The following is a 17,159-nucleotide window of genomic DNA, read 5'->3' on the forward strand; positions in this document are numbered from 1 at the left end:
CGGGTTCAGCGCGAGGCGGGTGACAGGCGCAGGCCGGTTTTTTTCAGGATGCGGCTGCTCACCAGCATGTCGTCGGCGGCGCAGGCGTCCCCCAGCAGGTAGCGCAGGTGTTCGCGGTAGCTGTCGATTTCTTCGCGGCTGCGGCCATGGACCATGGCGAACAGGTTGTAGCGCCAGCCCGGCTGGCGCGGGCGCCGGTAGCAGTGGCTGACGAAGGGCTGCACCCCCAGCAGGGCGCCGAGACGCGAGATGTCGGCATCGGCCACGTCCCAGACCGTCATGCCGTTGTGGCGATAGCCCAGGCGATAGTGATTGGGCACGGCGGCAATGCGGCGGATCGCACCGTCGGCCTGCAGGCGCTTGAGCAGGTCGAGGGTGGATTCCACGCTCAGTTCCAGTTGCTCGGCCAGCCAGGCCCAAGGGTCTTCGAGCAAGGGCAGGCCGGCCTGGGTCAGTTCCACCAGGCGCAGCGCCAAGGATGTTTCATCCAGCCGTGGCGGCGCTTGCCACAAAGACTCAGACGGGGAAATACAGGCCGACATGGTAGGTCTCCTCTTTGGGCAGGTTCAGCGGCACCAGGCCGGTCAGGTGTTCGATGTGCAGCAGGGTGTCGTTGATCGCCTGTTCGCTGGGGCAGGCGAGCACGAACCACATGTTCCAGGTGTGCTCGCGGCGGTAGTTGTGGGCGACCTCGGGCATGTCCGCGAGCAGCTCGGCGATGGCCTCGAAACGCGGCTCGGGCACCGCCAGCGCCGCCAGGGTGAACGCACCGCCCAGGCGATCGATATCGAACATCGGGCCGAAGCGGGTGAGTACACCGTCGTTGAGCAACTCATGCAGGCGATCGAGCAATTCGCTACTGCTGCTGTCCAGCTCTTGGGCCAGGGCCTGCCAAGGGTGGCGCACCAAAGGCAGGCCCAGTTGCAGGCGATTGATCAGGCGGCGGTCCAGGTCATCCATCGATATGGGCTCCGACCGGGGCGGCGTAACGTGCGCCGCATTGCTTGAACAGGTGCGTGCTGAACAGCAACTGGTGGGGCAAGTCGTCCAGCCGATGTTCTTCAAGCAGCGCCTGGATCTGGGCCTCGACACGGTCGCGCTGGCGACCATGGATCATGCAGAACAGGTTGTACTGCCACTGGGGCAGGCGCCTGGGGCGTTGGTAGCAAAGGCTGATGCCGGGCGCTTGCCCGAGGCGACGCCCGACTTCATCGACCAAGGCGTCCGGCACGTCCAGCACGAGCATGGCGTTGGCGGCAAACCCCAAGGCGCGATGGTTGACCACCAGGCCGACACGGCGGAACAGCCCCTGTTCATGCCAGTGCTGCACCTGTTCGAGCACCTGTTGCTCGCTGGCCTCGATCTGCTCGGCCAGGGCCTGGAAGGGGCGCGATGTCAGGGGCAGGCCGGTTTCCAGCAAACGGCGCAGTGCCAGTGACTGTTGTTCGCTCAGGGCGTTTTTCATGGGGTGGCCTCCAGGGCAAAGCCCAGGTCGATGCGATAGGCGGTCAGCATGGGCAGGTCCAGTGGCGTGAGACCGGTGTCGTTCTCCAGTTCCTGGAGGATGTTTTCCAGGTGGGCGCGGTTGGGGCCGGTCAGCACGAACCAGAGGTTGTAGCGATGTTCGCGGGCATAGTTGTGATTGACTTCCGGGTATTGGCTGATGCGTGCCGCCACCTGGTGCAAGCGCTCTTCGGGTACGGCCAGAGCGGCCAGGGTGCTGGCCCCGGCCCGGGTGTGTTCGAACACCGGGCCGACCCGCGACAAGGTCCCGGCCACTTGCAGGTGTTGCAGGCAGTCGATGACCTGGGCTTCGCTGCAGCCCAAGGTCTGGGCCATGGCCCGATAGGGCTCGGCGCACAACGGCAGGCCATGCTGGAATTGATCGATCAGGCGCCGGGCCAGTGAGCTGGAGGTCATGGTCAGTACCCCGGCTTGTGCGCGCGGCTGCTGAAGAAAATGCCGCTGGGGCTGAGGGCCGGCAGGCTGCTCAGGCGCTTGAGCCGATACGGGTTCCAGACCTGGACCTCGCCACCGTCCCGGGCAGACAACCACAACTGGTCACCCCGCGCGGTGAACTCCATGTGCAGCACCGCCGGGCCTGGCCGCAGATCCGCGACGATGGCGTGGGTCTGGGTGTCGATGACCTGGACGCGGTCGTTGTCCGGGTAGGCGAAGTTGACCCACAGCTGCCGACCGTCCGGACGCGCCGTGACGAACACTGGTTGACCGGCCACGGCGATGGCGTCGGTCTGTTGCCAATCCTGGGCGTTCATCACCAACACCTGGTGATGCCCGACCGCAGGCACGAAAGCTTGCTGGTCGGCCATGGCCCAGCCTTCCAGATGCGGCATCTTGTACACAGGGAGCCGCTCCTGGCCGCGACCGTAATGCCCCAGTACCCGTTTCACCCCAAGCTCCGGGTGCCAGAGATCGAGTTGGGCCATGCCGTCTTCACCGAACAGCCCGGCCATGTAATAACGCCCGTCCGGGGTGATCAGGGCATCGTAGGGTTGCTGGCCGATAGCGGTGAAACGTTCGATGCGCGGGGTGAGGCCTTGGCTGAAGTCGGCGGTCCAGATCTCACCCGTGTCGAACAGGCTGAACACGAAGCGTTGCCCCGGCGCGTCCACCAAGCCGACCACCCGTGAGCGCTTTTGTCCGCCGGGCAATGGCGTGGCCGGGATGTCGGCGACCTGTTCCAGGGTCTGGGCATCGAATACCTTGACGCCGCCGGGCTCGTAGTTGGAGACGGCGATCAGCTTGCCGTCCTGGCTGATTGCACCGCCGATGCTGTTGCCGCCCTGGATGATGCGCCGCTCGATGCGCGCACTCAGCAGGTCGACTTTGCTCAGGCCTCCATCGCGCCCGAACACGTAGGCGTAGCGTTGGTCGCGGGAGAACACCACCGAGGCGTGGGACAAGTCGCCCAGGCCTTCGACGCGGCCCAGGGCGGTGCGGGTGTCGCTTTCAATGATTTGCAGGCTGCCGGTGGCGCGCTCCACCACCACGCCCAAATCGCCGGTGCCGCGAAGCGGTGTCTGGGCGCAACCGCAGAGCAGCAGGGCGATGGCGGTGGAGGAGAGGATAGAACGGATCATGAGGCGGGTTTTCCTTGAAGGAGCCGGTCCACCAGCCAGCGGATGTCGTCGGGTGCAAGCAACGGTGCCCAACCGGGCATGGCGCTGCCGGGCCGTCCGAGGGTGACGGTGGCGATGAGGCTGTCGCGGGATTTTCCGGCCAGGGCTTCGTGGGTGAGGGGTGGGCCGAGGCCGCCGGTCATGTACAGGCCGTGGCAGGCGCCACAATCCTGGTCCAGCAGGTGTTGCAGTTGGGCCTGGCGCTGGCTGTCGGGAGCGGCCAGCACGCAGGACGAAAGAACCAAGAGCAGGGCAGTCGCCAGGGTTGTAGCACTGTGTCGTTCCATGACGTCCTCCTGAATCAAAATCGTGCGCGGTCCTGTGGCGAGGGAGCTTGCTCCCGCTGGGCTGCGAAGCAGCCCCGATAACGACCTGACGACTCAGTGTGTCAGGCAAAACCAGGGGGGCTGCTGCGCAGCCCAGCGGGAGCAAGCTCCCTCGCCACAGGGTTTGTGTCAGACAGGTCTCCCTGCCGGGTTTATTTAAGGGTCAGGACCCACGCCGCCAGGATCTTGGCTTCCTCTTCCGTCACGGGGTTGGCCGGCATCGGCATCGGTCCCCAGTTGCCTTGCGTACCTTCCTTGATGTGCTTGGCGAGCAGATCCTGTGCTCCGGCGACGCCGGCGTTTTTCGCCGCGACGTCCTTGAGCGCCGGGCCCACCACCTTGGTGTCAATGGAGTGGCAGGCCGCGCAGGGCTTGCTCTTGAACAGCGTCGGGCCGTCTTGCGCCAATGCCGGCAGGCTGTAGGCGGCAGTCAAGGCCAGGGCAATCAGAATAGGCTTCATGGTTTTTCCTCTTATTGATGGGGCTCAATAGATGTCGTGTTGGGTGTTGTAGACGTTGAATTTCCCCGTCGGGGTGATCAGGCGTTTGTCCTTGATCACGTTCTTGACCTTGAGGGTCTTGTCGTCGATCACCACCAGGGCCGACTCGTCTTCCTGACCACTCCAGACCGAGAACCAGACCTCGTCGCCGGCCTTGTTGTATTCCGGTTGCACCACACGCAGCGCGCCTTTCTTGATACCGGCGTACTCGGCAATCGGCAGCACGGTGTAGCCGGCGTCGAGCTTGTCGATGTTGAACACCGCTACCGACTGGCTGAGCTTGGCGTCGGGGCTGAGGGTGGTGTCGACATACAGATGACGAGACGCGGGGTGAGTCTTGATGAACAGCGAACCGCCACCCTGGCCCTGGAGCGAACCGACCTGTTTCCAGGCGTATTGCGGGTGATTGACCGGGTCGGTGCCGATCAGCGAAACGCCGGCATCGCCCAAGTGGCTGGTGGCCCAGACCGGTCCGTAGAGGGGGTGGTTGAAGTTGGCGCCGCGGCCCGGGTGCGGGGTCTTGCCAACGTCCACCAGGGCGGTGAGCTTGCGTTCCTTGGAGTCGATCACCGCGACTTTGTTGGAGTTGTTGGCGGCCGTCATGAAGTAGCGATGGCTGCTGTCCCAGCCGCCGTCATGCAGGAACGGTGCGGCGTCGATGCTGGTGATGGTGAGGTTCTTGATGTCCTGGTAATTGACCAGCATCACCTTGCCGGTTTCCTTGACGTTGACGATGAACTCCGGCCACTCGTGGGAGGCGATGATGGCCGCGACCCGAGGCTCGGGATGGTACTGCTGGGTGTCGACGGTCATGCCGCGGGTCGAGACGATCTGCTTGGGCTCCAGGGTCTCGCCGTCCATGATGGTGAACTGCGGCGGCCAGTACGAGCCGGCGATGGTGTACTTGTCTTCGTAGCCCTTGAACTTGGAGGTTTCCACCGAGCGAGCCTCGATGCCCACCTTGATTTCCGCGACCTTGGTCGGCTCTTTCGGCCACAGGTCGATCATGTCGATCTTGGCATCCCGGCCGATCACCAACAGGTAGCGACCCGACGCCGAGATGCGCGAGATGTGCACCGCATAACCGGTGTCGATCAGCTTGACGATCTTCTTGCTGTCGCCGTCGATCAGGGCAATCTTGCCGTCGTCGCGCAGGGTCACCGAGAACAGGTTCTGCAGGTTGAGCGTACTGATCTGTTTGGTCGGCCGGTCTTCAGGCTTGACCAGCACTTTCCAGGTCTTGCGGGTTTCCGCCATGCCCCATTCCGGTGGCGTCGGCGGGGTGTGCTGGATGAACTTGGCCATCACCGTGATCTGGTCTTTGGTCAGGGCATTGGAGGTGCCCCAGTTCGGCATGCCGGCGGCCGAACCGTAGGTGATCAGCGCCTCCAGGTAGGCTTGGCCGCGCGATTGGGTGATGTCGGGTGTCAGCGGCTTGCCGGTGGCGCCTTTGCGAAGCACACCGTGGCAACCGGCGCAGCGCTGGAAGTAGATTTCCTTGGCCGTGTCGAAGTCGGCCTGGCTCAGGTCGGGCGCGCCTTCGGTCTTGACCACGCGGGGTTGCTCCGGCGCAGCGGTTTGGTCGGCGAAGGCGTGGGGGGCGGCCAGCGCTGTACACAGCGCCGTGACCCGCAGGGCCCACGATTTTTTGTGGCTGATCAGCATTCCATTTCTCCTCAGGCGTGACCCGCGCTGCGCTGTAATTGACGTTCGGCGCGCAGGTTCTTGGTGCGGTGCAAGGCTATGCCCAGGCCGGTGGTTAGCCGCTTGACGGCGATCAAGTTTGCCGGCCGCGGCCCTTGCCAGGTTGTCGCAGGGCACCGTAGCGTGGCCTGCAATCGTGTTGTCTGATCAGGTCTTGCCATGAACGCTATCCACACTTTGCAGCACCCCGACGAACCCTTTTATCAACCCCAGGACAACGAGCAGGCGATGTTCGAGCAGGCCTGGCATCACGGCATGCCGGTGCTGATCAAAGGCCCGACCGGCTGCGGCAAGACCCGTTTCGTCCAGCACATGGCCCACCGCCTGAAACTGCCGCTGTACACCGTGGCCTGCCACGATGACTTGAGCGCGGCCGACCTGGTGGGCCGTCATCTGATCGGCGCCCAGGGCACCTGGTGGCAGGACGGGCCCTTGACCCGGGCGGTGCGCGAGGGCGGTATCTGTTATCTGGATGAGGTGGTCGAAGCGCGCCAGGACACGGCCGTGGTGTTGCACCCGCTGGCCGATGATCGTCGGCAGCTGTACCTGGAACGCACCGGCGAAGTGCTGCAGGCGCCGCCGTCCTTCATGCTGGTGGTGTCGTACAACCCCGGTTACCAGAACCTGCTCAAGGGCATGAAGCCCAGCACTCGCCAGCGTTTCGTGGCGATGCGCTTTGGCTATCCGGCGGTGGCCGATGAAGAGCGTATCGTTGCCCGCGAGGCGGGCGTCGATCTGGCCCTGGCGGCTCAGGTGGTGCGATTGGGGCAGGCGCTGCGCCGGCTCGATCAGCATGATTTGGAGGAAGTTGCCTCGACGCGCCTGCTGATTTTCGCCGCGCGCATGATCGGCTCCGGCATGGACCCGCGCCAGGCCTGCCTGGCGTGCCTGGCCGAGCCATTGAGTGACGACCCGCAGACCGTTGCAGCGTTGATGGATGTGGTCGATGTCCACTTTGGCTGAAACCGTTGCCGTGCCCCGACGTTTGCCCGGGGACCTGGCGATGTGGTTTTTCATCCTCGCCGAGTTGTCGGTGTTCGCGTTGTTGATCCTGACGTTCACCGTCGCCCAGGCGTTGTACCCACAGACTTTCAGCGAAGGCCGGCAATTGCTGGACCGCTCCACCGGCCTGGCGATGACCCTCAGCCTGCTGACGGCCGGGTTGTTCGCCGCCCTGGCCCAGGAGCAGGTCAGGCAAGACCGGCCACGTCGGGGGGCGTTGTTGCTGTGGGTGGCGTTGCTGCTTGCTTCGGGCTATGTGGGGATCAAGCTCACGGAGTACGCCCATCTGTTGGCGAACGGCCTGGGGATGGAGCGCAACACATTCTTCACCTTGTACTGGATCCTCACGGGGTTTCATTTCCTCCATGTGCTGCTGGGCATGGTGATCCTTGGCTGGCTGGCCGAGGGCTGCCGGCGCCGTCGCTATGGGGCGCAGCGCAACAGTGGGCTGGAATCCGGCGTGCTGTATTGGCACATGGTCGATCTGGTCTGGGTGCTGTTGTTCCCGGTGGTCTACATCCTTGATTGAGCGGAGGTGCTCATGTCGGCTTCCCGTGTCTTGATTGCTTGCTGGATGACGCTGGCCGTGCTTAGCACCGGCACCGTTGCCCTGGGCCAGATCGCGGCTGCCGGGCTGGTGTCCATCGCCATCCTGGTGGTCGCGGTGACCAAGGCCTGGCTGATCGCCGACGGCTTCATGGAACTGCGCCATGCACCGCGATTGTGGCGTGGGTTGATATTGAGCTGGGCGGTGCTGTTGGCGGTGCTGATCGCCTCGACACTTCTGTCAGGCACATAACCCGTGGCGAGGGAGCTTGCTCCCGCTGGGCTGCGCAGCAGCCCTATTCCTAACAACCTCACTCTACCTGACACACCGTGCCGGCAGGTTTTGGGGCCGCTTCGCGACCCAGCGGGAGCAAGCTCCCTCGCCACGGGATCGGTGCTGCAGGAACAACCCACCAAAACCATCGGAGATTCTTGATCGCCATCAAGCGGTTTCCGACCCCTCGCTTCCTAGAATGAACACGCCAAGCAATGAGGAAGTGACCATGTCAGATACTTTCACCAAAGGCATGGCCAGGAATATTTATTTCGGGGGAAGCATCTTCTTTTTCCTGATATTCCTGGCCCTGACCTACCACACGGAACAGACCTTTCCAGAACGCAGCAACCAGGCGCAATTGACGGAATCGGTGATACGCGGCAAGGGCGTCTGGGAGCGCAATAACTGCATCGGCTGCCATACCCTGCTGGGCGAGGGCGCGTACTTTGCGCCGGAGCTGGGCAACGTGGTCAACCGTCGCGGTGGCGATGAAGCCTTCAAGCCGTTCCTGCAGGCCTGGATGAAAATGCAGCCGCTGAACGTTCCGGGGCGTCGGGCCATGCCGCAGTTCAACCTGAGCGAGCAGGAGGTCGACGACATCGCCGAGTTCCTCAAATGGAGCTCGAAAATCAATACCAATGGCTGGCCGCCAAACAAGGAGGGCTGAGAGATGAGCATGGCTAATCCGCATCTGAAATTCGCCTCGCAGGCCGTCGCCAAACCCTACTTCGTGTTTGCCCTGATGCTGTTCCTGGGGCAGGTGTTGTTCGGTTTGATCATGGGGCTGCAATACGTGGTCGGCGACTTCCTGTTCCCGCTGATCCCTTTCAACGTGGCCCGCATGGTCCACACCAACCTGCTGATCGTCTGGCTGTTGTTCGGCTTCATGGGCGCCGCCTATTACCTGATCCCGGAGGAGGCCGATCGCGAACTGCATAGCCCGAAACTGGCGCTGTTGCTGTTCTGGGTGTTCGCCGCCGCTGGCGTGGCGACGATCCTGGGCTACCTCTCGGTGCCTTATGCAACGCTGGCGAAGTTCACCGGCAACGACTTGCTGCCGACCATGGGGCGCGAGTTCCTGGAGCAGCCGACCATCACCAAGATGGGCATCGTGGTGGTGTGCCTGGGGTTCCTCTACAACATCGGCATGACCCTGCTCAAAGGTCGCAAGACCACGGTCAGCATGGTGATGATGACCGGGCTGATCGGCCTGGCGGTGTTCTTCCTGTTCTCCTTCTACAACCCGGAAAACCTCGCTCGCGACAAGTTCTACTGGTGGTGGGTGGTGCATCTTTGGGTCGAAGGTGTCTGGGAACTGATCATGGGTTCGATGCTCGCTTTCGTCCTGATCAAGATCACCGGCGTGGACCGCGAAGTGGTCGAGAAATGGCTCTACGTGATTATCGCCATGGCACTGATCACCGGGATCATCGGCACCGGTCACCACTTCTTCTGGATCGGCGCACCCGAGGTCTGGCTGTGGGTGGGCTCGATCTTCTCGGCGATGGAACCGCTACCGTTCCTGGCCATGGTGGTCTTCGCCTTCAGCATGGTGAAAAACCGTCGTCGGCAACACCCGAACCGCGCCGCCACGTTGTGGGCCAAGGGCACCACGGTCACCGCGTTCTTCGGTGCGGGCGTCTGGGGTTTCCTGCACACCCTGGCACCGGTCAACTACTACACCCACGGTTCACAACTGACTGCGGCCCACGGTCACCTGGCCTTCTACGGCGCCTACGCAATGATCGTGATGACGCTGATCAGCTACGCCATGCCACGCTTGCGTGGGTTGGGTGAAGCAGCGGACGAACGTTCCCAGCGGTTGGAGATCTGGGGCTTCTGGTTGATGACCTTGTCGATGGTGATGATCACCTTGTTCCTCACCGCTGCCGGTGTGGTCCAGGTGTGGTTGCAACGCTGGATGGCGGATGGCAGTGCCTTGCCGTTCATGGCCACGATGGATCATTTGAAGCCGCTGTTCTGGGCACGACTGGTCAGCGGTATCGGGTTCCTGGCCGGGTTGCTCTGCTACCTGTTCAGCTTCCGTCAACGTGGCCGTGCGGCCCTGCGGGCACCAGCGGCGGTGGTGCCTTCGTGAGTCACCACAGCGACTGAGCCGGACTCATTTGTGGTGAGGGAGCTTGCTCCCGCTTGGGTGCGCAGCGCCCACAAAAAAGGGGGCTGCTGCGCACCCCAGCGGGAGCAAGCTCCCTCGCCACGAAAGCGGTGTGAGCCAGTCCCTTCAGCGCAACGGCTTAAGAGGAGAATAACCATGGCATTCACCCTGGAGCTGGAAGAATGGGTCGGCAGTGTCTGGCACCGTTTCATCACCCGTCGGGCCAGTGCTGATTTTCCTGAGGCCCGGGTCGAGCTGGTGCCCCGGCAACGCTCGTTGCAGGTGCTGTTTCGCGCCACTGGCGGTGCGCCTCACCTGGGGGTGGAAGCGGTCAGCGACCGCGACCTGTTGTTGCGTCGCAACCTGTTGCAGCAGATTGCCGGCACCTGCAAGCAAGTGCCCCTGGCCTGTTGCGATGGCGATAACCTGCGGCTGCCGGCGAGCCTGGCGACGTTCCCCGATGTCGGGCTCAACGAAGAGCTGTATCGCTGGCTCGCGTTGCTGGCCGCGCAGTCGGGGCCGATGACGCACTGGGGACGGGACAATCAGCGCTGGACCCTGGCGGTGTTGAAGCGCTACCCGGCGCTGCGCCCTCGCTACCGGCGACTGGTGGAGGCGCACCTGTCCCTGCGCCCCGATCCGGCCACGCTCAACCCGGCCGAAGCCGCCTTGGAACGGGCGTTGTGCCAGGCCTTGCGCGAACCGGGCAGTGTCGAACATTTTCCACGCAGCGAGCGGGCGGCCTGGCCGTTGCCGCTGTGGCTCTACCCACCCCAACACCTGGCCAATCCCCAGGCCGCCAACCTTGAGGAGTCCGAGCAATACCTGGCGACGCCGCCCGGTGAACAGCAGGGCGGGCGCAAGCGCGCCGAGCGAATCGACGACACCACCCGTGATGGTGGGCTGCTGATCGTGCGCCTGGAAAACCTGTTCAGTTGGACCGAACACGTGGACCTGGATCGCTGGGCGGATGACAGCGAAGACCCGGACGCCGCTCGCGTCGCCGAGGACCTGGACCAGTTGACCTTGTCACGTACCCGCATACGCAAGGGCGGTGGTTTGAAACTGCACCTGGACCTGCCGCCGGCCGATGTGGATGACCTCCCGTTGGGCGCAGGCATCCTGTTGCCGGAATGGGATTACCGCAAGCAACGACTGCAGGACGACTTCGTCAGCCTGCAAACCTTTACCCCTCGCGATTGCCAGCCCCAGCCGTTGCCCGCACGCCTGCGAAGCTCGGCCCAGCGCTTGCGTCGCCAGTTCGAACACTTGCGCAACGATCGCCAATGGTTGCGCCAGCAAACCCAAGGCTCGGAACTGGACCTGCAAGCCTGGCTGGATTTCCACGTCGAACGCCAGCACGGGCAGTGCAGTGAACGCGGGCTGTTCATGGACCAGCGTCAGACCCGCCGCGACCTGGCCTGCCTGCTGTTGGCCGACCTGTCGATGTCTACCGATGCCCACCTCAACGACGAACACCGGGTGATCGACGTGATTCGCGACAGCCTGTTGCTGTTCGGCGAAACCCTGTCGGTGCTGGGGGACGATTTTGCCTTGTACGGGTTCTCTTCCTTGCGCCGCCAGCAGGTGCGCATGCATGAACTCAAGGCCTTCAACCAGCGTTATGACGACCACACCCGGGGGCGGATCCAAGGGCTCAAGCCCGGTTACTACACGCGCATGGGCGCGGCGATTCGCCAGGCCACGCAACGGTTGGCGGGCTGCAAGCGGCGGCGCAAATTGTTGTTGCTGCTCAGTGACGGCAAGCCCAATGACCTGGACCTCTACGAAGGACGCTACGGTGTGGAAGACACTCGCCAGGCAGTGCTGGAAGCCCGGCGCCAAGGGCTGACGCCGTTCTGCATCACCATCGATCGCGAAGCGGGGGATTACCTGCCGTACATGTTCGGGGCCAACGGCTACACCTTGATTCGCCAGCCCGAGCAACTGCCGCTGCGTTTACCGCAGTTGTACCGGCAATTGACTCAGGATTGAGGACTCAGGCGATGCTGCGGGGCAGCCAGAAGAACATGCCGAAGCAGAAGATCGTCAAGCCGACACAGAACCAGGTGAAGCGTCGCAACCGACGCTCGCTGGCCTTTGCGGCCTCGACTGGCAGGGGCATGCCGCACTGGCGACATTCGGTCTCGTGTATCGGGTTGGCTTGTTGGCAATACAGGCAAGTGGGCTGCGCGCTCATTCGAATTGCTCCAGGCGCAGGCGATCGAGAATGGCGATCTGGCGACCGTCCTGGGTGATGATTTTTTCATCGATCAGGCGCCGGATGATCCGCGAGAAGGTTTCCGGCTGGATCGACAAGTGCCCGGCGATCAACTGCTTGGCCATCGGCAATTCGAACTGGCTGTCCACGGTTTGCAGGCGCACCAGTTGCGTCAGCAGGTAGCGCACCACGCGGTGAGTGGCGTTCTTCAGTGACAGGGTTTCAATCTCGTTGACCCGTTGGTGCAGGCGTACACAGAGCTTGCCGAGCAGGGCGAAGGTCAGCCGGCTGTTGCTTTGCAGCAGACGCATGTAGGTAGCGTTGGACAGCCGGTATACCTGGGTCGGGCCGACGGCTTCAGCGGACGCGACGTAGTTGGGGGTGTCCATCAGCATCATGGCTTCGGCGAAGGTCTGGCGCTCGCCGATCACCTCGAAGACCTTTTCCTGGCCATCCGGGGTCAGCCGGTAGATTTTCACGGCACCGGAAATCACGAAGTAAAACGCCTGCGCCGGCTCTCCCTGGCGGAACAGCGGATCGCCCCGGTCGATGTTCAGCAGTTGGCTGTTGCTCATCAATTCGTTGAGCTCTTCTTCGTTCAAAGGCTCGAACAGGTGATGGCTGCGCAGAATCTGGTGATGGACGCGGTGGAGCACCATGGCATGGAATCCTTGTAAGGGCGAAAGAGGTGGTCGGGGTCAGACCAGGCTCAGGGACAGGCCGCTGGCTAGCGCCACGACGCAGGAGAGCAAGACGAACCAGGTAAACGGCAGAACGACGGATTTCATGGATGACCCCGACAAGAAAGGTGATGCCGTGCCTGAGCAAGAGACGGGCCATGCCTGCCGGCGTTGATTCATGGGACGTTAGAGTCAGTGAGGGTAAAAATGACCCTGGCGCAATCGGGTTAAAACAACCACGAAAGGGTCATAAGTACCCCGTTAGGCTACAGTCTCTGGGGGAGCGAGCTTGCTCGCGATGGCGTCGGATCAGTCAGTATTGAGTTGTCTGGCCCACCGCCATCGCGAGCAAGCTCGCTTCCACAGGGGGGTAGGGGTATTTAGCGAATGGCTCGACCCGGTTCGGCAAGCCCCTTGCAAGTGACTGGTCGAGGCACCTGGCTGGCTTGATCTGAGACAAGGCCTGCCAGCGCCGATAGCCGATCATTCGAACCCTGGTTTGTCGTACTTCGCTGGCGGTTCAGCGAGGCAAAAGGAGTGATGTATGCAAGTGCTTGACCGTCGCAAGGCCATGGCCATTCTGCCGCTGTGGCGCCTGGCGTTTCGGCCGTTCTTCCTGGCGGGCTGCGTGTTGGCGCTGTTGGCCATTCCCCTGTGGCTGCTGGCGTTCACCGGGCGCTTGTCGACCTGGCAGCCAGCCGGCGGCTGGTTGGCCTGGCATCGGCATGAACTGTTGTTCGGTTTCGGCCTGGCGATCATTGCCGGGTTCCTGCTGACGGCGGTGCAAACCTGGACCGGAATCCCCGGCCTCAGCGGCAAGCGCCTGGCAACGCTGGCGTTGTTGTGGCTGGGCGCGCGGCTGGCCTGGTTGGTGGATGCGCCCTGGCCGTTACTGACGTTGCTGGAGCTGGGTTTTGCCCTGGCGGTCGCCGCGCTGATGGGCGTGATGTTGTGGCGTGTGCGGCAGAAGCGCAATTACCCAATTGTGCTGGTATTGCTGCTGTTGGCCGCCGCCGATGCGTTATCCGTATACGGCCTGGTGCAGCACGACGAGGGCTTGCAACGCCAGAGCGTGCTCACCGGCCTGTGGCTGGTGGCGGCGATGATGGGGTTGATCGGCGGGCGCGTGATTCCATTCTTTACCCAGCGCGGCCTCGGTCGGGTCGAGGGCGTTACCCCTTGGCCGTGGCTCGATCGCCTGTTGCTGGCAGGGGCGGCGCTGGTGGCGTTGTTGTATGCCTTCGGTCCGGCGCTGGTGACCAGCGTCTGGGTCGGCCTGTTGTTCGCCGCGTTGGCGGTGGGCCACGGGATTCGGCTGGTGCGTTGGCATGATCGGGATTTGTGGCGGGTGCCGCTGCTGTGGTCGTTGCACCTGGCCTACGCCTGGCTGGCGGTGGCTTGCCTGGGCATGGCGCTGTGGCACTTCGGCGTGCCAGTGAACCCGAGCCTGGCGGTGCATGGCCTGACCATCGGCGCCATGGCCGGGTTGATCCTGGCGATGGTTGCCCGTGTCAGCCTGGGCCATACCGGGCGCGCCCTCGAGCCGCCGGCGGGCATGACCCTGGCGTTCATCCTGCTGAACCTGGCGTGCCTGAGCCGCGTGCTGTTGGTGCTGCTGTTGCCGTTGGCCGGGCTGTGGCTGGCGGCGCTGTGCTGGACACTGGCGTTCGGTCTATACGCCTGGCGCTATGGGCCGATGCTGCTCAAGGCTCGGGTGGATGGGCATCCGGGATGAGCCGACTGGGCAGAGGGAATCGATAATGTACGGGGTCTTGCTGGTTACCCACCTGTTGGCGGCCATCGCCTTCATTGGCACGCTGTTTTTCGAGGTCTTCATCTGGCATGGCGCCCGTCGGCCGTTGGCCCAAGGCGTCAAGGACGCTGCCGACCAGGCTATCGCCCAGCGCTCGCGGCACGTGCTGCACGGCGTCGTGCTGGTGCTGTACGGCGCCGGCATGGCCCTGGCCTGGCAGCATCGCTGCGCATTGAGCCAGTCGTTGAGCAACAGCTTCGGCCTGCTGCTGAGCCTGAAGATCCTGTTGGCCCTGAGCATCATCGGTCACTATTTGTGGCTGGCGTACTGGCTCAAGCGCGGTCGCCTGACGCCGAACCGAGCCTGCTGGTTGCGTCGCAGTATCCTGGGGCACATGGTGTTGATCGTGGTGTTGGCCAAGGCGATGTTCTATTGGCAGTTTTGAGCAGGGATGGGAGCAACGAATGCCTGTGGGAGCAAGCTTTGCTCCCACAGGCGTAATGGGCAATGTTTGTGAGAGTTAACGGGCAGGCTTCATCGCATTGACGAACAGCACATTGTTTTCCAGGTGGATGTGCTGCATCAGGTCATCACGAAACTCCACCAACCCGCGATACAGGGCGCGCCAGGTGTTGCAGGCGTCGGCGGGCGGGGTGATCTGGTCGGTCAGGGCGAGCATGGTTTCCAGGGCTTCACCGTGCTGGTCGTGTTCGTAGCGCAGCACCTGGATCGGCGCCGAGGCCCGTTCGCCCAGGCCTTGTTGCAGCATCGGGAACAGCACCTGTTCTTCCTTGAGCATGTGGCCTTCGAGTTCCTGGTACATGTCCTGCAGGTGATCGGCCAGGCCGTTCGGGCAACTGGGTCGCGCACCGTGGACCTGCTCGACGCGCCGGGCCAGGCGGATCAGTTCCGGCAGCTGTTCGCGATGGCGTGCGTGGTAGCGCTCCAGGATGTGGCCAATCAAGGTCGCCTGGGGTTCGTCGCGCCAGTCATGGCCCAGCTCCCCAGCGGCTTGCAAGGTGCGCAGGGCGTCGGCGATCAGCAGCGGGTTCAGGCCTTTGCCCAGCGCTGCTTCACGCAAGGACTTTTGCCCGCCGCAGCAGAAGTCGAGGTTGTAATGATGGAAGGTACGGGTTGCACCGGGAATATCGCAGGCCAGTTGGCCGAGGCTTTGTTCCAGCAAATCGAGGCTCATCATGTTTCCTTGGGGTTGAATCCCGGCAGGGACGGATGAACGGACTTTGCAGTCGACGTGCCAGTTTCAACTGATTGAAAATAAAGCATTAAATTTTTGGCAGGGTGATTGTCACCCTGACTGTTGAGGGTCAAACGAACCCTGGAGGGTCATCACTACCATGCTGCGTGAAAGCCTGGCCGCCGACCTGATCGTCGAGCTGCCCAATGCGGTGCGATTGCAGCGCCTGGTGCAGACCCTGCGCGAATACTTCAACAGTGGCGCCGTGGGATTGTTGCGCCTGGACGACGACAGCCTCAGGCCCGTGGCGACCGTGGGCCTGGTCCACGAGGCGCTGGGCCGACGGTTCGTGATTGCCCAACACCCACGCCTGGCGGCAATCATGGCCTCGCGCGAACCCACCTGGTTCGAGCCTGACAGTCGCTTGCCGGACCCTTATGACGGCTTGCTCGACAACCATGTCGGCGAGCCGCTGCCGGTGCACGACTGCATGGGCGTAAGCCTGTATGTGGAAGGCCGGCTCTGGGGCGCGATCACCCTCGATGCGTTGCACGCCGGCACCTTCGACAGCCGCGCCCGAGAGGAACTCAAGCGCTGCACCTTGCAGATCGAAGCGGCGGTGCGAGTCACTCGGCTCGAGCAGGAAAACCGCAGCCTTAGGGCCTCGCGCAGCGACCCGGCGGACCTGCGCCTGCCGGCCGAGGAGGGCGAAATCCTCGGCCGTAGCGAGGGGCTGCAACAGTTGCTCAACGAGTTGGATGTACTGGCCGACTCCGAACTGCCGGTGCTGTTGCTGGGCGAAACCGGCGTGGGCAAGGAATTGTTCGCCCGGCGTCTGCATCGCTTGTCCCGGCGCGCCCACAAACCATTGGTCCAGGTCAATTGCGCGGCGTTGCCGGAGTCCCTGGCCGAAAGCGAATTGTTCGGCCACGTCAAAGGCGCGTTCTCTGGCGCGACCACCGACCGCGCCGGGCGTTTCGACGCGGCCAATGGCGGCACTCTTTTTCTCGACGAAGTCGGCGAGTTGCCGCTGAGTGTGCAGGCCAAGCTGCTGCGCACCTTGCAGAACGGCGAGATCCAGCGCCTGGGGGCGGACAAGCCGCTGCACGTCGATGTGCGGATCATCGCCGCCACCAACCGGCACCTGCCTGACAGCATTCGCGACGGGCTGTTTCGCGCCGACCTGTACCACCGGCTTTCGGTCTACCCGGTGCCGATCCCACCGCTGCGCGAGCGTGGCCACGATGTGTTGATGCTGGCCGGGCACTTTCTCGAACTGAACCGCACGCGCCTGGGCTTGCGTGGCTTGCGCCTGTCACCGGCGGCTGAACAGGCGCTGCTGGCGTACTCCTGGCCGGGCAACGTGCGGGAGCTGGAACATGTGATCAGTCGCGCGGCGTTGAAGCAACTGAGCCGGGGCGCCAGTCGCAGCCTGATCATGACCTTGGAGCCGCAGGTGCTGGATCTGGATGTCAATGCCGGCGCCGTCACGGCCCAGGCGTTGCCGGAGAGGCCCCTGGAAGTGCTTGATGTGCCGTTCCAGCCCTTGGGTGAGGCGGTTGATGCTTGTCAGCGACAGGCGATCCTCACGGCTCTGGAGCGTTGCGGGCAGAATTGGGCGGGGGCGGCGCGGTTGTTGGAGGTTGATCCGAGCAACTTGCATAAGCTGGCGCGGCGGTTGGGGCTCAAGTAGCCGTTG

Annotated in this window: 20 protein-coding genes; 9 read left to right on the plus strand and 11 right to left on the minus strand. The window is 63.4% G+C overall.

What is annotated here, in order from left to right; all coding sequences use genetic code 11:
* Positions 1-5: 5 nt before the first annotated feature.
* The 8 genes from BLU76_RS27190 to BLU76_RS27225 all read right to left on the minus strand — a co-directional run bounded on the left by BLU76_RS27190 (position 6) and on the right by BLU76_RS27225 (position 5,631).
* Positions 6-542: a siroheme decarboxylase subunit beta gene (locus BLU76_RS27190; protein WP_092225239.1), complete on the minus strand. Its 537-nt coding sequence runs from the start codon at positions 540-542 to the stop codon at positions 6-8.
* Positions 517-960, minus strand: a complete 444-nt coding sequence (locus BLU76_RS27195) for an Lrp/AsnC family transcriptional regulator (protein ID WP_092145786.1) — start codon at positions 958-960, stop codon at positions 517-519. The genes BLU76_RS27190 and BLU76_RS27195 overlap by 26 nt, the downstream gene beginning before the upstream one ends.
* A complete protein-coding gene (locus tag BLU76_RS27200) occupies positions 953-1,465 on the minus strand; it encodes a siroheme decarboxylase subunit beta (protein ID WP_063320831.1) in 513 nt (170 codons plus the stop codon). The genes BLU76_RS27195 and BLU76_RS27200 overlap by 8 nt, the downstream gene beginning before the upstream one ends.
* Positions 1,462-1,920: an Lrp/AsnC family transcriptional regulator gene (locus BLU76_RS27205; protein ID WP_063320832.1), complete on the minus strand. Its 459-nt coding sequence runs from the start codon at positions 1,918-1,920 to the stop codon at positions 1,462-1,464. Before BLU76_RS27205 ends, BLU76_RS27200 begins: the two co-directional genes overlap by 4 nt.
* Before the next feature lie 2 nt (positions 1,921-1,922).
* On the minus strand, positions 1,923-3,101 hold the full coding sequence (locus BLU76_RS27210; protein ID WP_092225241.1) for a cytochrome D1 domain-containing protein: 1,179 nt from the start codon (positions 3,099-3,101) through the stop codon (positions 1,923-1,925).
* A complete protein-coding gene (locus BLU76_RS27215) occupies positions 3,098-3,427 on the minus strand; it encodes a c-type cytochrome (RefSeq protein WP_092145782.1) in 330 nt (109 codons plus the stop codon). Before BLU76_RS27215 ends, BLU76_RS27210 begins: the two co-directional genes overlap by 4 nt.
* 191 nt (positions 3,428-3,618) lie before the next feature.
* On the minus strand, positions 3,619-3,927 hold the full coding sequence (locus BLU76_RS27220) for a c-type cytochrome (protein ID WP_063320835.1): 309 nt from the start codon (positions 3,925-3,927) through the stop codon (positions 3,619-3,621).
* A gap of 24 nt (positions 3,928-3,951) precedes the next feature.
* Positions 3,952-5,631, minus strand: a complete 1,680-nt coding sequence (locus BLU76_RS27225) for a cytochrome D1 domain-containing protein (protein ID WP_092145780.1) — start codon at positions 5,629-5,631, stop codon at positions 3,952-3,954.
* 267 nt (positions 5,632-5,898) lie between these two features.
* Between BLU76_RS27225 and BLU76_RS27230 the strand changes: the two genes are divergently transcribed.
* The 6 genes from BLU76_RS27230 to BLU76_RS27255 all read left to right on the plus strand — a co-directional run bounded on the left by BLU76_RS27230 (position 5,899) and on the right by BLU76_RS27255 (position 11,606).
* Positions 5,899-6,633 carry a CbbQ/NirQ/NorQ/GpvN family protein gene (locus BLU76_RS27230; protein ID WP_371856181.1) on the plus strand — a complete coding sequence of 245 codons (735 nt, stop codon included), beginning with the start codon at positions 5,899-5,901 and terminating at the stop codon, positions 6,631-6,633.
* On the plus strand, positions 6,617-7,201 hold the full coding sequence (locus tag BLU76_RS27235; RefSeq protein WP_092225243.1) for a cytochrome c oxidase subunit 3 family protein: 585 nt from the start codon (positions 6,617-6,619) through the stop codon (positions 7,199-7,201). Before BLU76_RS27230 ends, BLU76_RS27235 begins: the two co-directional genes overlap by 17 nt.
* 12 nt (positions 7,202-7,213) lie before the next feature.
* A complete protein-coding gene (locus BLU76_RS27240) occupies positions 7,214-7,471 on the plus strand; it encodes a cytochrome C oxidase subunit IV family protein (RefSeq protein WP_063320838.1) in 258 nt (85 codons plus the stop codon).
* 250 nt (positions 7,472-7,721) lie between these two features.
* Positions 7,722-8,162, plus strand: coding sequence for a c-type cytochrome (locus BLU76_RS27245; RefSeq protein ID WP_003202495.1), 441 nt, complete (start codon positions 7,722-7,724; stop codon positions 8,160-8,162).
* Between the two features lie 3 nt (positions 8,163-8,165).
* Positions 8,166-9,593: a cbb3-type cytochrome c oxidase subunit I gene (locus BLU76_RS27250; RefSeq protein ID WP_092145776.1), complete on the plus strand. Its 1,428-nt coding sequence runs from the start codon at positions 8,166-8,168 to the stop codon at positions 9,591-9,593.
* A 174-nt stretch (positions 9,594-9,767) separates the two neighbouring features.
* The gene (locus BLU76_RS27255; protein ID WP_092225245.1) at positions 9,768-11,606 is read left to right on the plus strand and encodes a nitric oxide reductase activation protein NorD; all 1,839 of its coding nucleotides are present in this window, start codon (positions 9,768-9,770) and stop codon (positions 11,604-11,606) included.
* A 4-nt stretch (positions 11,607-11,610) separates the two neighbouring features.
* On the opposite strand, the gene BLU76_RS27260 is transcribed toward BLU76_RS27255, so the two are convergent.
* Positions 11,611-11,811 carry a protein DnrP gene (locus tag BLU76_RS27260; RefSeq protein WP_072347903.1) on the minus strand — a complete coding sequence of 67 codons (201 nt, stop codon included), beginning with the start codon at positions 11,809-11,811 and terminating at the stop codon, positions 11,611-11,613.
* Positions 11,808-12,491 (minus strand): Crp/Fnr family transcriptional regulator, encoded by a 684-nt coding sequence (locus tag BLU76_RS27265; protein WP_003202487.1) that lies wholly within the window; start codon positions 12,489-12,491, stop codon positions 11,808-11,810. The genes BLU76_RS27260 and BLU76_RS27265 overlap by 4 nt, the downstream gene beginning before the upstream one ends.
* 565 nt (positions 12,492-13,056) lie before the next feature.
* Here BLU76_RS27265 and BLU76_RS27275 point away from each other — a divergent pair.
* Both BLU76_RS27275 and BLU76_RS27280 read left to right on the plus strand, forming a co-directional pair.
* Positions 13,057-14,247, plus strand: a complete 1,191-nt coding sequence (locus BLU76_RS27275) for an NnrS family protein (RefSeq protein ID WP_092145770.1) — start codon at positions 13,057-13,059, stop codon at positions 14,245-14,247.
* A gap of 25 nt (positions 14,248-14,272) precedes the next feature.
* Positions 14,273-14,710: a hypothetical protein gene (locus BLU76_RS27280; protein ID WP_092225249.1), complete on the plus strand. Its 438-nt coding sequence runs from the start codon at positions 14,273-14,275 to the stop codon at positions 14,708-14,710.
* 75 nt (positions 14,711-14,785) lie between these two features.
* On the opposite strand, the gene ytfE is transcribed toward BLU76_RS27280, so the two are convergent.
* Positions 14,786-15,460, minus strand: coding sequence for an iron-sulfur cluster repair protein YtfE (ytfE, locus tag BLU76_RS27285; protein ID WP_063320845.1), 675 nt, complete (start codon positions 15,458-15,460; stop codon positions 14,786-14,788).
* A 160-nt stretch (positions 15,461-15,620) separates the two neighbouring features.
* On the opposite strand from ytfE, the gene norR reads away from it, so the two are divergent.
* Positions 15,621-17,153 carry a nitric oxide reductase transcriptional regulator NorR gene (gene norR, locus BLU76_RS27290; protein ID WP_092225251.1) on the plus strand — a complete coding sequence of 511 codons (1,533 nt, stop codon included), beginning with the start codon at positions 15,621-15,623 and terminating at the stop codon, positions 17,151-17,153.
* Positions 17,154-17,159: the final 6 nt, after the last annotated feature.

It is taken from the genome of Pseudomonas sp. NFACC08-1 (assembly GCF_900106735.1).
Classification (GTDB): domain Bacteria; phylum Pseudomonadota; class Gammaproteobacteria; order Pseudomonadales; family Pseudomonadaceae; genus Aquipseudomonas; species Aquipseudomonas fluorescens_Q.

Bases quoted from the DNA above. Each gene is read 5' to 3' on its own strand.
- BLU76_RS27205 (WP_063320832.1), bottom strand. From the start codon at position 1,920: ATGACCTCCAGCTCACTGGCCCGGCGCCTGATCGATCAATTCCAGCAT.
- BLU76_RS27250 (WP_092145776.1), top strand. From the start codon at position 8,166: ATGAGCATGGCTAATCCGCATCTGAAATTCGCCTCGCAGGCCGTCGCC.
- BLU76_RS27210 (WP_092225241.1), bottom strand. From the start codon at position 3,101: ATGATCCGTTCTATCCTCTCCTCCACCGCCATCGCCCTGCTGCTCTGC.
- BLU76_RS27265 (WP_003202487.1), bottom strand. From the start codon at position 12,491: ATGGTGCTCCACCGCGTCCATCACCAGATTCTGCGCAGCCATCACCTG.
- BLU76_RS27260 (WP_072347903.1), bottom strand. From the start codon at position 11,811: ATGAGCGCGCAGCCCACTTGCCTGTATTGCCAACAAGCCAACCCGATA.
- BLU76_RS27235 (WP_092225243.1), top strand. From the start codon at position 6,617: ATGTCCACTTTGGCTGAAACCGTTGCCGTGCCCCGACGTTTGCCCGGG.
- BLU76_RS27275 (WP_092145770.1), top strand. From the start codon at position 13,057: ATGCAAGTGCTTGACCGTCGCAAGGCCATGGCCATTCTGCCGCTGTGG.
- BLU76_RS27195 (WP_092145786.1), bottom strand. From the start codon at position 960: ATGGATGACCTGGACCGCCGCCTGATCAATCGCCTGCAACTGGGCCTG.
- norR (WP_092225251.1), top strand. From the start codon at position 15,621: ATGCTGCGTGAAAGCCTGGCCGCCGACCTGATCGTCGAGCTGCCCAAT.
- BLU76_RS27225 (WP_092145780.1), bottom strand. From the start codon at position 5,631: ATGCTGATCAGCCACAAAAAATCGTGGGCCCTGCGGGTCACGGCGCTG.
- BLU76_RS27215 (WP_092145782.1), bottom strand. From the start codon at position 3,427: ATGGAACGACACAGTGCTACAACCCTGGCGACTGCCCTGCTCTTGGTT.
- BLU76_RS27200 (WP_063320831.1), bottom strand. From the start codon at position 1,465: ATGAAAAACGCCCTGAGCGAACAACAGTCACTGGCACTGCGCCGTTTG.
- BLU76_RS27230 (WP_371856181.1), top strand. From the start codon at position 5,899: ATGTTCGAGCAGGCCTGGCATCACGGCATGCCGGTGCTGATCAAAGGC.
- BLU76_RS27190 (WP_092225239.1), bottom strand. From the start codon at position 542: ATGTCGGCCTGTATTTCCCCGTCTGAGTCTTTGTGGCAAGCGCCGCCA.
- ytfE (WP_063320845.1), bottom strand. From the start codon at position 15,460: ATGAGCCTCGATTTGCTGGAACAAAGCCTCGGCCAACTGGCCTGCGAT.
- BLU76_RS27245 (WP_003202495.1), top strand. From the start codon at position 7,722: ATGTCAGATACTTTCACCAAAGGCATGGCCAGGAATATTTATTTCGGG.
- BLU76_RS27220 (WP_063320835.1), bottom strand. From the start codon at position 3,927: ATGAAGCCTATTCTGATTGCCCTGGCCTTGACTGCCGCCTACAGCCTG.
- BLU76_RS27280 (WP_092225249.1), top strand. From the start codon at position 14,273: ATGTACGGGGTCTTGCTGGTTACCCACCTGTTGGCGGCCATCGCCTTC.
- BLU76_RS27240 (WP_063320838.1), top strand. From the start codon at position 7,214: ATGTCGGCTTCCCGTGTCTTGATTGCTTGCTGGATGACGCTGGCCGTG.
- BLU76_RS27255 (WP_092225245.1), top strand. From the start codon at position 9,768: ATGGCATTCACCCTGGAGCTGGAAGAATGGGTCGGCAGTGTCTGGCAC.